Raw genomic sequence first — 13827 nt, forward strand, 5'->3', positions numbered from 1 at the left:
TTAGCCCTGCTCAAGCAATGCAATGCAGTTTCTTGCTACCAATGCCTGCAATTCATCGGCTTCTGAATTCAAAAGCTCCAATTCTTCATACAGCTCTTCCAACCGCTCCGCAAAAACAAAATCATCCGCCGCCGCATCGGCCACGCCAACATAGCGCCCAGGATTCAAGCTCCAGCCTTGCGCTTCGATGTCGGCCAGCGTTGCCACTTTGCATAGCCCTGCCGCGTCGGCGTACACGCCAGCGGGGAAATGCTGCGCGATAAGTTCAGCGCTGTCATGATGGTTCTCGACCGCTTCGCCGCGATACAGGCGGGCAATATTGGCGAGGAATTCGGTTTGCATTGGCGTGAAGTCGCGCACAGAGCGGCTGACTTGGCGGTAGAGGTGGCGCGCGTCGATGAACAGCACTTTATCTTTACGGTCGGTGCTGCGCTTGGCCTTATCAAAGAACCACAAGGTACACGGCAATGTGACGGTGTAGAAGAAGTTCGAGCCAACACTGACCACGGCATCAACCGCACCGCTTTGCAGCATTTGCTTGCGGATTTCCAGCTCGCTACCGCGTGCGTCCCCGGCTGAATTGGCCATGACGAAACCTGCACGGCCCGTATCGTTCAGCGTGCTGTAGAAGTATTGAATCCACAGGTAATTGGCGTTGTCGGTACTCGGCAAGCCAAACGGCAAGCGCGGGTCACCCTTGATGCGGTCTTTATCCACGCCGCTGACGTTAAACGGCGGATTGGCCATGACAAAGTCAAACTTGCCCAGTGATTCGTGCGGGTCTTCAAAAAAGCTATTGGCCACGCGAATGTCGCCCGACAAACCATGCACGGCTAGATTCATTTTGCCGAGTTTGACGGTATCGGCGGATTTCTCGGTGCCAAATACCGTGAGTTCATCAGCCGCGCGTTTATTGTGTTGATTCACAAATTCCGCGCTTTGCACAAACATACCGCCCGAACCGCAAGCCGGGTCGTAAATGCGCCCGTGGTAGGGCTGAAGGATTTCAACAATCAATTTAACAATACTGGTCGGGGTGTAAAACACGCCGCCCTTTTGGCCTTCTTTCATCGCAAAATTGCCGAGGAAATACTCGTAAACGCGACCAAACGCATCGCCTTCAATCTTAATCGGCGCAAGCAAGCGCAATAGCTCTTGAATCACGCCATTGTCTAGGCGCGTGTAGCTACGCGGCAGCACGCCACGTAATTCTTCGTTCTCTAGCTCGACCGCTGCCATCGCCATATTAACGGCGAGGCCAAGGTTTTCGGCTTCGGGCAAATTCACCAAATAACTAAAGCGCGCAATGCCCGTGAGGTACAGCACACCATCGGCTTGAAAATCTGTTTTATCGAGTTCGGCAGCGCTCAGACCGTCAGCCGCAAAGCGCGCTTCGGCGGCGGCAAATTTGGTTTCGGCATAACGCAAAAATAGCAGGCCCAAGACAGGCGTTGAAAATTCGGAAGGCTTCAGGTCGGTCATCGCCCAAAGTTGGTCAGCAGCGGACCAGAGACGGTTTTCAAGGTCTTGTAATGTGGTATTCACGGGGCACAGCCTAAGTTGCAAATATAGCCCGCGAGTTTGACAGCGCAACGCAGGTGAGACAATAGCTAGGATTGAAATGGTGGGGATATAACAAACATACTTGCGCAATGATGCAAATAGCATCGGCAAACAAAGTTCACGCTAAAACAATACGCATTAACATGGGGATGAAATTGCCCCTTACTGCCAAACACACCGAATGGCTTTATCATCAATGGATGGCATTGCGAGTCGCCTAAAGTCTGGCTATTTTTACAGCACGCACCCACTGGGATTTGAAAATGCCCAATGAAAAATCCAGTCGCCTAGAAACGTGGCAGAAAATTTGGGAACGATGCAGCTATTCCGAGCAAATGGAATTAGCCGAATTACATTACTTCGCGCTAAACAGCCCCAATACACCGAATAGCTCAGCACCAAATTTGTCGCACGCGCTCAATAGTTGGCGACCCCAAACCGACAATTGGCCATCACTGTTATGGCAAGGGTATTGCAGGCGTAAACAGCTCTACCCGCACCGCACTCACCTCAGTGCAATACGGTTTTACATCAGACTCATGCTCAGTCAGCTAATCCGGTAGTTAGCGGCACTAAGCCAGATAAAGCCTCATCCACAAAGACGGCGATTAAAACTCAAGACCGTTCAACTTGATTTCACGCTTTACCTGTTTCATCGTCCGCATGGCATTCCGCAAGCGCCCCCGCACTCGCTCACTGCAAAACCCATGCACCGTCGCATTCTGGCTAGCAACGGCCTTACCTTCTGCCGTAATAGGGCCCGTCGACTTGAGCCAAGGTTGAATACGTTGAATCAACTCACGCTGGTGCTGCTTTTGTTCATCAGTCCAAATGCGTGCCATGTTCAACTCCCTGTTCAATTGTTGTTCAATTAATAGTTCGTTTGCGCAAATGAGATTTTAAGGCGCAAGGATGGTCCATTGGCCACCCTCAATCCGACTTCGAATCAATAACTTGACGTCATGATAGTAATTCATCGATGCTAGTTTTCGGCCATCAAAAGGCAAGAGAACAAAAAACCAACAGCAAGACCTTGAGGCTCCGCCTCAAACTCCGCGCTCGCCGCTAGGGCAGAATTGCGGAAAAAGCCCCGCAATCCTACGTGTTGGTTTTTTTGTTTTTCAATACCAGCAGTGTGTTTACATTTACGCAGAGCCACGCACTCACGAACTACTTGCTCCCTATTAAGGGGGAGCAGTTGGTTCGTGAAGTCCGTGAAAGCTAAACACTCACGAATTACACGAATTTCGCCTATTTTTCGTGAAGTTCGTGCGATTCGTAACCCTCTGGCAAGGCAATAAATTCAGCATCGCGCAATAAAACACCGCGTTTAATCATGGCTGTAATGGCTTCGTTGGCGCGCTGCAACTTCACTTTGGGCAAAACAACTAACTTTTCCGCCACCGCTGAAATTGCAGCTTGCCAAGGAATTCGAGCGACAGCGCTATCACCCGAACCATTTGATAAATCGCTTAGCATGGCTTTAATCACCCTGTATGCCACCTCCTGATTCGCCCCTATTGGCAACGGTGCCTTAGAAGTAGGCACAGTTACCTTTTCTGGGCGTACCAAGGTTTGCGGAACGACGACACAACTGGTACGAACGCTATCGTCATCGTCGTCAAACCCCAGCTCAACAACTTTAAGTGAGAACGAATGCACATCGCCATCACGACCATCTTTCGATTTAGCGACTTTCAAGCTTCGCGCGCCTTTGCTTTCGCACTTCACTTCAAGCGCTGAATCTAAAGCAGCATGCAAGGATGAATGACCACGCATGCCTTTTGAGCCATCTTTTCCCGTGTGGTGCACGAGCAGCACTAAACCACCAATGGCTGCTTGCAAGCGCTGTACCGACTCCAAAATTCGCCCCATATCACGGCTGCTATTTTCATCGGAATTGGGTGACGCACGATTCAATGTATCAATCACCAGCAAACCATTCATGACCCCAGCCGACTGAAGCGAAAAGATGAGTGCCTCCATATCACGCTCCTCCAGTAGCGAAAACGGCTCTGTCATAAAATGTACGCCATCCAGCGATTCCTCATTCACGGTTTGCATCGCCTGAACGCGCTGCTTAATACCATGCTGGCCCTCCAGACCCACATAAACGATGGGGCATTTCACCGTTTTATGGCCAAACCAATCACGACCACTGGCAATCGTTGCAATCAAATCCAGAACCACAAACGTTTTACCGCAACCCGACACACCAAACACGCATGCGAGACCCGTGCGCGGAAAAATATCATGCACCAACCAACTTAGCGGTGGCTGCTTGGCTAGGTCTGCTGCAGTCAGCAATGGATATAACGGCATACCATCCCGCTGCACGGATTCAGGCGTAAAGACCCGTTCAATAGCGGTAATCATGATTGCACCTTCGATTTAAATGCCAACAGCAACTTTCGGTCATTGCCACTCAATCGGTACTGCCCAGGTCGGCAAACGCGGCCATCAAAGTCACGCCTGCTTATGCGAATGCAAGGTAACTCCAATCCCTTCTCACGTAGGGCTTGAATTAGTGCAGGCCCATTCGACGCGCGTGCAATAGAGTCCAAATCTTCACGCATCAAAGGTCCGACCAACAGCGCGTCTATTACGCGAAGTTCGCGTTGATTAGTCGTCCCCAAAAAACGCCCCACAGGGGCATCAGACTCAAAGAAATCAGCCTGGAAACATCCCTGGGCTTGTGTAACAACATCGGTTACCGCACCTGTATTGTCAGTTTGATATTGAATAGGGTGGCTCAACACTTTAGAGCCCTCCGTTCAATAATTTGGCAATATCCGCCACAGGCCACAGCAAACGGCCACCGACCTTCACCGGACGAATGCCGAAGCAATGCCCCGTTAAGCAGTAGTTTTTGCGGATAGTCTGATTGGCGCGGTCAACAGCATGGCCAAATTCAGCGGTGTTAATGTGGTCGCGGTTTTGCGCAATTTCGGCGAGAGCCGTAGGGATAACAATTTGAGCCATTTCATACTCCGAATCAACCCGTTTACACGGTACGGAACGTATTTAATTAGCCCAACTATCCTCCCCCGCTAGGGTCCCCTCACCCCCAGCATGGGGGACCCCCTAGTTCTAACTGTAACTATCTCAACAACGGTATTGAATCTCTTTAGACTGCAAGAGTCGCTCCCAAGCCTTATCAAAGACTGTTTCTCCAGTCCAAATTTCTGCATTCCCCACGGCCTTTCGCACTTCACTTTTTACACCAGCTTTACCTGCTTGATTTGGAGGTAGAGCTAGCAAGTCAATGGCAAGCTTATTTAACGTATTTTTTATTTCATTTTCTTGTGCAATCTGACGCCCTAACGGTCTTGCATTCAAATCGCAATTTTCCACTGGCGTAAATTCATCAACTACATTTGAGAAGCATGAGATTGCATGAGCAACACCTTCCAATACAATTTTTGCAATCTTTGGATGAAGGTATTGTTCATAATTAATTTCCATACAAGACTCATCAGCATGCTCTCCAGCATACTCAGGGCATTTTTCTGCTCGTAATTGCTGCCACTCTGAGCTTTCATATATTTTACTCAACGCTAATTCAAGTTCATCAGCCCATACATAAACAGGTGGCAATTCAATTAACGCATCAGCTTGCCATTCGGAATATGTACGTGCCTCTTTTTTAAATTTTTCAGTAAGCGTTTTATGGCGATAAAAAATATCAGACCACACGCTCTTGGATACAGGGATAATTGTATCTTTCTGAATTGAAAATGCCTTTATGACCGGATTTAAACCGGCCTTAGGACAACCAGCAAACAAATATGGAATAAAATCCAAATAAATCTCATTTCCTGTAAAAAAGAAAATACCTCGAACAGGAACAACTCTACGGCCGTTAATTAAAAAGGTCGATGGAGTAATTTCATTTTCAACACCCATATTTAACATCAAAGAAACATTAACATGGTTATTAGAATTTAAAACATTAGCTAACTGTGCAGTCTCAGAACTATGTAAATTTAAACGTGCCATAACAACTAACTCCTATCGTAAAATTTAACCGACAGGAAAGAAGAATGAAGTTAGAGGGAGTACCCTTGAAGTTCTTTGAGACGCCATTAATGCTATGTAATATTCGCCACTTTCCCTCTTCTTTCCAAGTCAGTTCCATGTACAACCTCTTTTGCCTTTAATGCATCAAATCTAAATACAGGAGGATTCCCAAGATTCATGCATTAGAAAGCTTCATTCCTAGGAGATTCACTTCCTAGTCGAGGCCCATCTCTTTCTTAATCTCATCAATGAGAAAAGAAAATAGACAACACTTTTAGAACCGCAAGAAAAAAAGAAAATAGCTAGCCGAGCAATAATGAGCAATTTGAAAACGGCAGCCACAGAACATCCTTGAACGTTAAATACGCTCTTGAGTTGGATATTGCTCTGTTGAAAAAGCTGCGTCATAAAATTCGCTTTGACTTGGTTAAACAATTCTTTTAATCGTACTTAACAACTAAACCACATAAAAAAACTATCAATAAAATTTTGATAATCTAAAATGTAAAACCAGTGTATCGCCAACCACAACAAAATATAAACATCAATCTATATACATTCACATAAATAGCTACGCACGCTACAGATAATTTGCATGTTATTGACTCTACATCTATACAAATCAAATACTTAGCTCAATAACATTTAAGCTAAGCTTGACAGACCTACTTATGCATAAATACAACAATCAAATTAAATTACAGTATTTCATTCAAGCTACCCGTTAAAAAATACTCATAGCGTCGGCGGGCAGTAATAGAGTCAACATTTAATACCTACGATGCAACCAAAACGGCTCAACGCAATGTTGAACCATGTAGTCTGCTTGAAACGCCCCCATTTGCGCCCCTCCCAATAATTCACACTAAGCATATCGCCAAGGCCATGCAGAACGTGCACAACAATGATGTATCCTTATGATGGCGCTTAGGCCGTACTCCACGTACATTCCCGCCACTCTAGTAGCCAGTCAACATCGACACAAAACCAGAAGCAATAACACGACTCAGCAGACTCAATAAGTGCGTCACACAGCGAGCCATTTCAAATAACCGCCCCATCCCCCCAGAACCAGACAAGCCATAGCTTACTTTTATTCAAGCTACCAAAAATTTCATAGCTATGTTGAGGTAATCTAGATATTTAACAGCCACAGGCCACACTAAAGCCCAATAGTAGCTAGAAAACTGCGAACATTTATCCTCTACACTTTCAAATTCTGGTTACATATGGGTTACATAAGAAGTTTTAGACAAAAAAAAGGACCTAGCATTTCTGCTAAGTCCTTGATTTTACTGGTGGGCCTTCACGGACTTGAACCGTGGACCAAAGGATTATGAGTCCTCTGCTCTAACCAACTGAGCTAAAGGCCCGAAAGGATTGCTATTCTACTGTTCGCTGGCGTTATTTTCAATAAAACTCTTCAATCTTTCTGAACGAGTTGGATGGCGCAGCTTACGTAGAGCCTTGGCTTCAATTTGACGAATCCGCTCACGCGTTACATCAAACTGTTTACCCACTTCTTCAAGCGTATGGTCGGTGCTCATATCAATACCAAAACGCATGCGTAGCACCTTGGCTTCACGTGGCGTTAACGTATCAAGCACTTCTTTGGTTGCTTCACGTAGACCGGCATAAACAGCAGCATCAGCAGGCGCCATATTATTAGCGTCTTCAATAAAATCACCAAGGTGCGAATCATCATCGTCACCGATTGGTGTTTCCATTGAAATCGGCTCTTTGGCGATTTTAAGGATTTTTCGAATTTTGTCTTCCGGCATTTCCATGCGTTCAGCTAATTCTTCAGGTGTTGCTTCGTTACCTGTTTCTTGCAAAATTTGACGCTGAATACGGTTCATTTTATTGATCGTTTCGATCATATGTACCGGAATACGAATCGTACGCGCTTGATCAGCAATCGAGCGAGTAATCGCCTGACGAATCCACCACGTAGCATACGTCGAGAATTTGTAACCGCGACGATATTCGAATTTATCCACGGCTTTCATCAAGCCGATATTACCTTCCTGAATTAAATCAAGGAATTGCAAACCACGGTTGGTGTATTTTTTGGCGATCGAAATCACCAAACGCAAGTTGGCTTCGATCATTTCGCGCTTAGCGCGTTTGGCCTTGGCTTCACCGGTCGACATGTGACGACTGATTTCTTTCAACTCACGAATACTCAAACGTGCCGATTCTTGCAGCTCGTTGAGTTTTTGCTGTTGCTCCATGATCGCGTGTTTATAACGGAACATGATGCCGGAGTAATTTTTTTCTGCCGCGATTTCTTCTGGCACCCATGTCAAGTCAGTTTCGCGACCTGGGAAATTCTTAATGAAGTAATCACGCGGCATGCCCACGCGGCGCGTACATAAATCCATGATTTGGCGTTCATGCGTGCGAATATCATCGACCATTCCACGCAATACATCACATAGCGATTCGACCTGACGAGCAGAAAAACGAATCTTCTGAAACTCAATCGCAATCGATTGCTGCAGCAAGATATAAGTTGCTGATGATGTGCCATGATCAATTAATGCCTCAAGCATTCGACCATAAAGATCGTTAATCACTTCAAAATGTTCACGTGCCTGTGTTTTGAGTAGCTCTAGATTGGCACTGGCGGCAGCGGCACCGCCATCATCTTCCGCCTCTTCCTCGTCATCAGCTTCACTCTCTTCGAGCACCGCATCAGGATCAGGTAAATCGAGCGTCGCCTCTTCTTCTTCAACCGCGTTTGGATCGATAAAGCCGTCGATGACATCATCAATCCGAATTTCATCATTCAAACCACGCTCGACCAAATCAATGATTTGAGCAATCGTCGTTGGACATGCCGAAATGGCGGTGATCATGTGCTTTAAGCCGTCTTCGATGCGTTTGGCGATTTCAATTTCGCCTTCACGCGTCAAGAGCTCAACGGTACCCATTTCGCGCATATACATACGAACAGGATCAGTTGTGCGGCCAAAATCAGCATCGACCGATGACAGCGCAGCTTCAGCTTCTTCTGCAGCGTCTTCGTCTGCCACACGGGCAGGCGCATCGGACATCAACAGATCTTCAGCATCGGGAGCTTCGTCGTAGACTTGGATCCCCATATTGGAGATCATGCTGATAATGCCTTCGATTTGCTCGGCATCCAACATGTCTTCTGGGAGGTGATCGTTAATCTCGGCGTACGTGAGATAACCACGCTCTTTACCGAGGACGATTAGCGTCTTAAATTTGGCTTTGCGTTCTTCAGGGTCGAGTTTTTCCTCAGCCTGTTTGCCGCCGTTTAATTCAAGATTATCTTTATTTAGTTTTTGATCTGCTGCCATGACTCTGCTTGGGTGTCTAGCAAAACCGAGAATTATACCAGACATCGAAGGGTTTTGTCCCCGACATCGGAAGTGAAGAGCCCATTTGACCCCTTCACTTAGCTAGCGACGCAACAAAAGCGTCAAGTATTCTTGCGATTCTTCATCAGTCAAACCGCGACTGGCCGAGAGTGCATCGAGCTCTTCTTTCCGACTCAGTGTAGACCCTAGCGAAAACTTTTGCGTCGCGGCCAGCAATGAGTTAGAAATTTCGATGAGCAATTCGTCTTGGTCAAACTTATCAAATAAATGATGTGATTCATTCACTATCGGAATTAATCGCTCATACCCCGGTAGATCTTGACAACGTTCGACCAATTCAGTGCCTAAAAGTTCGACATCTAATCGAGCGCGCATCAATACACAGCGCACTAAACCACTCAATCCCTCATTAGGCCAAGCCAATTCACACTCATCCTGCCCTTGTAAAATCGATGGACGGAATAAAACCAACTGCAAAACACGTAACAATGGATCATGCTTGCCTGCTGGCTTTAAACGCGGTCGATCTTCTTCTGCTCGCCAAGACTTACCACGTGCTCCACGCTTAAAACCGCTATTGGAACGAGGCTGCCAAGGCCGCTTTACTTGACCTTGACTCTGCCACGCAGCATAGACTGGCGCAGAATCAAACGCGGCGTCTGCCGATACTTCCGGAAAAACCGGTACATCCACCGACGGAGCGACAGTCAACGATGCAAATTCGGCACTGGATAATTGGCACATTTCTGCCAACCGTTTACCGAGCATTAACTTTAATATGGGGGCTTGTATCAATTGATCAAGATGGGGACGTGCAATATGTACTAAACGCGCCCGCCCTTCTTCCATCGTCAGATCAACCTGTGCCGACAATTCTTTTAATAAGTATTGCGACAAAGGCAATGCAGCCTCATCAATCAACGACTCAAACGCAGCAGAGCCAAATTCCTGCACGTAGGAATCCGGATCATGCTCGGCGGGCAAAAACAAAAATTTTAGCTCTTTGCCGTCTTTAACTTCGGGCAGGCTATTTTCTAGCGCTCGCCATGCAGCCTTGATGCCCGCCTTGTCGCCATCAAAGCCAAACACCACCTCATCGGCCAATTTAAGCAATTTACGAATGTGCTCAGGCGTACAGGCGGTCCCTAGCGATGCAACAGCGTACTCAATACCATGCTGATGCAGCATCACCACATCCATATAGCCTTCGGCAACCAAGGCTCGGTTGCGATCACGAATGGCGGTGCGCGCCTGCGGCAAGCCATACAACTCTCGGCCCTTACTAAATACCGGCGTCTCAGGTGAATTCAAATACTTAGGCTCGCCCTGCCCCATCACCCGGCCACCAAAACCGATGATCTGACTGCGTTGATTCATAATTGGAAACATCACGCGCTCGCGAAAACGATCGTAGCGACGCTTTGATTCTTCTTTATCAATCACCAAGCCTGCCTCAGCCAAAGTGACATTCCAATCATAATCAGGGTATACCGCCTTAAGTGGCTGCCAATCATCACCGCCAGGCGCATACCCCAAGCCAAACTTAGCCGCCGTTTTACCCTCAACACCACGCCGCTTAAAATACTCAATCGCCGCAGGGGCGGTTTTGAGTTGCGCTCGATAAAAATCAAACGCAACTTTCAAAACATCATAAATACCGGGTACTTTTTTTTGTTCTGCCGATTGCGGCCGATCTTCAACCGGCACTTGCATACCGACTGATTCGGCCAATTGCCGAACCGCCTCAGGAAAACTTAAAGCCTGCAATTCCATAATGAAAGTCAATGCCGATCCATGCACTCCGCAACCAAAGCAGTGATAAAACTGCTTAGTTTGGCTAACCGTAAAAGAAGGTGATTTTTCTTTATGAAACGGACAGCAGGCCATGTAATTTTGGCCAGCCTTTTTTAGCGGCACATAGCGCTCGACCACGTCGACAATATCAACGCGGTTCAATAAATCCTGAATAAAATCATCGGGAATAAGCGCCATTTAAACTCAGCACACCTTCAAAAAAATAAACTTGCACGCTCCTAGCAATTACGCCATCCGCGCTTTAACGAGTTTACTCACTTCAGCCATATCAGCACGGCCGGCGAGTTGAGGCTTAATTTCGGCCATGATTTTACCCATCGCAGCAGCGGTTGCACCATGCGCAGCAATCGCGGCATCAACAATGGCGCTAATTTCTTCAGCGCTGAGTTGTTGCGGCATATATTCAATCAAGACCGCCACTTCAAATTTTTCTTTATCTGCCAAATCTTGACGCGCAGCAGCTTCAAATTGCGTGATGCTGTCTTTGCGCTGCTTGAGCATTTTGTCGATGATGGCGGTAATCGCGGCATCATCAAGCTCAATCCGTTCATCCACTTCACGCTGCTTAATTGCAGCAAGCAATAAACGAATAGCACCCAGACGATCTGTTTGCTTTTCTTTCATTGCTGTTTTCATATCAGCAGTAATTCTGGCTTTTAAAGTCATCACACGTCCTTAATTTGATGCAGTCATAACAAAACGTTGTATGTCTTCACGCCGCGCGACCAACACGCTATGTGATTCTTTAGCTAAATTGTGACTGAAATCGTCAAAATCAACTCACACCGCTTAGCAATGACAACGCTAAGTGCAGAAAAAACAAAAGGCCGCCTAGGCGACCTTAAGTACAAACAACAACTAACTAGACTCTTAGTAGAGTTTTGCTGGCAATTGTTGGCTACGCAGACGCTTGTGTTGACGCTTTACAGCGGCAGCAAGCTTGCGTTTACGTTCAGCAGTTGGCTTCTCGTAGAATTCGCGTGCACGAAGTTCGGTGAGGAGGCCAGTCTTTTCAACAGAACGCTTGAAGCGGCGCATCGCTACTTCGAACGGTTCGTTTTCTTTAACGCGTACGGAAGGCATTAGTCGAATCCTAGTAAACTTTTAAACTCTAGCCTCGTTAAAGACCAAAGATCGGGAAAGGGTGCGATTATCCGGTATAAATTCTGAATTGTCAAAAGGAATAGAGATCAGCCCCTTTCGTGTTGCATCTTTGCCCGTTAATATAAGCAGATTGATCATCAAATAATGAGTGCGCCATGCTGGTATTAGGCATTGAATCTTCTTGCGACGAAACTGGCGTTGCGCTGTACGACACCGAAGCAGGCCTGTTGGCCCACCAACTGCACACCCAAATCGCCATGCATAGTGAGTATGGTGGCGTGGTGCCTGAATTAGCGTCACGCGACCATATTCGCCGCGTACTGCCTTTAACTGAAAGCTGTTTGGCGCAAGCGGGCAAACAGCTAGCTGACATTGATGCCATTGCCTACACCGCAGGGCCCGGCCTTGCTGGCGCTTTACTGGTTGGCGCATCAGTGGCCAATGCACTGGCGTTTGCGCTAGGTAAGCCAACGATTGCAGTCCATCACTTAGAAGGACACTTATTATCGCCTTGCTTGGCCGACCCTGCGCCTGAGTTTCCTTTTATTGCTTTATTAGTATCCGGTGGCCACACGCAGTTGATGGCGGTTCATGGTGTTGGTCGCTATGAATTACTCGGCGAAACCGTTGATGATGCGGCGGGTGAAGCGTTTGATAAATCAGCAAAGCTGATTGGTTTAGGTTATCCCGGCGGCCCAGCGCTATCTAAACTGGCTGATACCGGCGACGCTACTCGCTTTACTTTGCCACGGCCCATGCTGCATACGCCGAACTTAGATATGAGTTTTTCTGGCTTAAAAACTGCAGTACTTCATTTGGTCACCCAACAATCGCCGCTGGATGACGTAACTCGGGCCGATATTTGCGCGGCCTTCCAAGAAGCGATTGTTGAAGTGCTGGTTAAAAAGTCACTCAAAGCGCTCAAACAAACCGGCATGAAGCGTCTGGTGATCGCCGGCGGCGTGGGTGCCAATCGACAATTGCGTGCCGCATTCGATGATGCCGCCCACAAACGCGGCTTTACAGTTTTTTATCCGCCGCTTGAATTGTGTACCGACAATGGCGCAATGATCGCTTATGCTGGCGCACAACGACTTAAGGAGCGACAAGTTGCCGGCTCTTTTGCCGTCAAGCCCCGCTGGGACTTAGCCAGCCTTGCGAGTGCCGACTAGGATCAACATCGACACCAACGCGAGAAGCAAGTCAACCCCCAGCAAACCATGGGGTATTACCATCCAAGCCATATCTAAAAAAGATTGGATTAATATACCCATAAAAAAACCCGCTTTCGCGGGTTTTTTATTTTTGAAAGCTCAATTAGAAAATTACGCGACGGTAAAAGACTGCTCAAGCTGATTGAGCCACGCCAGATTGAGCGTTTGCCCTGAACGAATCGGCCCCACCCCTTCTGGGGTGCCGGTATAAATCAAATCGCCGGGCTGCAAAGTAAACTTACTGGAAATCCACGCAATCAAGGTAGCGACGTCAAATGCCATTAAGCGCGTATCGGCCGACTGGCGTAGCTCACCGTCAATCGTCAGCGTAAATTGCTGCTGCGTCGGATCAATCCCGTCCGCAGCGACAAAGTCCGTCAACACCGCTGCGCCATCAAAGCCTTTGGCCAAAGTCCATGGCTGGCCATTTTTTTTCGCCAGCGCCTGCACATCGCGTGCGGTCAAATCCAAACCCAAACCATAGCCCGCAATATGCGCCAGCGCATCGGCCTTCGCAATCTGCGCGCCGCCTTGGCCAATTAACACCACCAACTCTAATTCGTGATGCACATCATTGGACCACGACGGCAACACCAGCGCCGCCCCCGGCTGCACCACCGCTGAATTGGGTTTAATAAATACCATCGGCTCTTCAGTGATCGCCGAGCCCATTTCTTTAGCATGAGCAACAAAATTACGCGCCACACAATAAATATTATTCACTCGCCATGCCGTTGCACCCAGTTGAATCTCAGCCATTG

The 13827-nt window shown here is 47.5% G+C and carries 11 protein-coding genes and 1 tRNA gene; 1 reads left to right on the forward strand and 11 read right to left on the reverse strand.

Features of this window, described 5'->3' with window-relative positions:
* The 10 genes from Q0V82_RS09510 to rpsU all read right to left on the reverse strand — a co-directional run bounded on the left by Q0V82_RS09510 (position 1) and on the right by rpsU (position 11831).
* The gene (locus tag Q0V82_RS09510; protein ID WP_297575118.1) at positions 1–1545 is read right to left on the reverse strand and encodes a class I SAM-dependent DNA methyltransferase; all 1545 of its coding nucleotides are present in this window, start codon (positions 1543–1545) and stop codon (positions 1–3) included.
* 626 nt (positions 1546–2171) lie between these two features.
* Positions 2172–2405 carry a hypothetical protein gene (locus Q0V82_RS09515; protein WP_297575122.1) on the reverse strand — a complete coding sequence of 78 codons (234 nt, stop codon included), beginning with the start codon at positions 2403–2405 and terminating at the stop codon, positions 2172–2174.
* Positions 2406–2814: 409 nt separating this feature from the next.
* A complete protein-coding gene (locus Q0V82_RS09520) occupies positions 2815–3939 on the reverse strand; it encodes an AAA family ATPase (protein WP_297575125.1) in 1125 nt (374 codons plus the stop codon).
* A 384-nt stretch (positions 3940–4323) separates the two neighbouring features.
* A complete protein-coding gene (locus tag Q0V82_RS09525) occupies positions 4324–4545 on the reverse strand; it encodes a hypothetical protein (protein WP_297575128.1) in 222 nt (73 codons plus the stop codon).
* A 123-nt stretch (positions 4546–4668) separates the two neighbouring features.
* Positions 4669–5562, reverse strand: coding sequence for a hypothetical protein (locus Q0V82_RS09530; protein ID WP_297575131.1), 894 nt, complete (start codon positions 5560–5562; stop codon positions 4669–4671).
* 1317 nt (positions 5563–6879) lie between these two features.
* Positions 6880–6956: transfer RNA gene (locus tag Q0V82_RS09535), tRNA-Ile, on the reverse strand.
* A 15-nt stretch (positions 6957–6971) separates the two neighbouring features.
* Complete coding sequence (gene rpoD, locus Q0V82_RS09540) at positions 6972–8912, reverse strand: RNA polymerase sigma factor RpoD (protein ID WP_297575134.1); 1941 nt, start codon at positions 8910–8912, stop codon at positions 6972–6974.
* Between the two features lie 102 nt (positions 8913–9014).
* Positions 9015–10925: a DNA primase gene (gene dnaG / locus Q0V82_RS09545; RefSeq protein ID WP_297575137.1), complete on the reverse strand. Its 1911-nt coding sequence runs from the start codon at positions 10923–10925 to the stop codon at positions 9015–9017.
* A 48-nt stretch (positions 10926–10973) separates the two neighbouring features.
* Complete coding sequence (locus Q0V82_RS09550; RefSeq protein ID WP_297575140.1) at positions 10974–11414, reverse strand: GatB/YqeY domain-containing protein; 441 nt, start codon at positions 11412–11414, stop codon at positions 10974–10976.
* Between the two features lie 204 nt (positions 11415–11618).
* Complete coding sequence (gene rpsU, locus Q0V82_RS09555) at positions 11619–11831, reverse strand: 30S ribosomal protein S21 (protein ID WP_157670867.1); 213 nt, start codon at positions 11829–11831, stop codon at positions 11619–11621.
* A 176-nt stretch (positions 11832–12007) separates the two neighbouring features.
* On the opposite strand from rpsU, the gene tsaD reads away from it, so the two are divergent.
* A complete protein-coding gene (tsaD, locus tag Q0V82_RS09560) occupies positions 12008–13024 on the forward strand; it encodes a tRNA (adenosine(37)-N6)-threonylcarbamoyltransferase complex transferase subunit TsaD (RefSeq protein WP_297575147.1) in 1017 nt (338 codons plus the stop codon).
* A gap of 153 nt (positions 13025–13177) precedes the next feature.
* Here tsaD and Q0V82_RS09565 read toward each other — a convergent pair whose 3' ends face one another.
* The gene (locus Q0V82_RS09565) at positions 13178–13825 is read right to left on the reverse strand and encodes a fumarylacetoacetate hydrolase family protein (RefSeq protein ID WP_297575149.1); all 648 of its coding nucleotides are present in this window, start codon (positions 13823–13825) and stop codon (positions 13178–13180) included.
* Positions 13826–13827: the final 2 nt, after the last annotated feature.

This window comes from uncultured Deefgea sp., assembly GCF_947072475.1.
GTDB lineage: Bacteria > Pseudomonadota > Gammaproteobacteria > Burkholderiales > Chitinibacteraceae > Deefgea.

What these genes read in the sequence shown, in the direction of transcription:
- Q0V82_RS09525 (WP_297575128.1), bottom strand. Translation starts at nt 4,545, where the DNA reads ATGGCTCAAATTGTTATCCCTACGGCTCTCGCCGAAATTGCGCAAAAC.
- rpsU (WP_157670867.1), bottom strand. Translation starts at nt 11,831, where the DNA reads ATGCCTTCCGTACGCGTTAAAGAAAACGAACCGTTCGAAGTAGCGATG.
- Q0V82_RS09565 (WP_297575149.1), bottom strand. Translation starts at nt 13,825, where the DNA reads ATGGCTGAGATTCAACTGGGTGCAACGGCATGGCGAGTGAATAATATT.
- tsaD (WP_297575147.1), top strand. Translation starts at nt 12,008, where the DNA reads ATGCTGGTATTAGGCATTGAATCTTCTTGCGACGAAACTGGCGTTGCG.
- Q0V82_RS09515 (WP_297575122.1), bottom strand. Translation starts at nt 2,405, where the DNA reads ATGGCACGCATTTGGACTGATGAACAAAAGCAGCACCAGCGTGAGTTG.
- dnaG (WP_297575137.1), bottom strand. Translation starts at nt 10,925, where the DNA reads ATGGCGCTTATTCCCGATGATTTTATTCAGGATTTATTGAACCGCGTT.
- Q0V82_RS09520 (WP_297575125.1), bottom strand. Translation starts at nt 3,939, where the DNA reads ATGATTACCGCTATTGAACGGGTCTTTACGCCTGAATCCGTGCAGCGG.
- rpoD (WP_297575134.1), bottom strand. Translation starts at nt 8,912, where the DNA reads ATGGCAGCAGATCAAAAACTAAATAAAGATAATCTTGAATTAAACGGC.
- Q0V82_RS09550 (WP_297575140.1), bottom strand. Translation starts at nt 11,414, where the DNA reads ATGACTTTAAAAGCCAGAATTACTGCTGATATGAAAACAGCAATGAAA.
- Q0V82_RS09530 (WP_297575131.1), bottom strand. Translation starts at nt 5,562, where the DNA reads ATGGCACGTTTAAATTTACATAGTTCTGAGACTGCACAGTTAGCTAAT.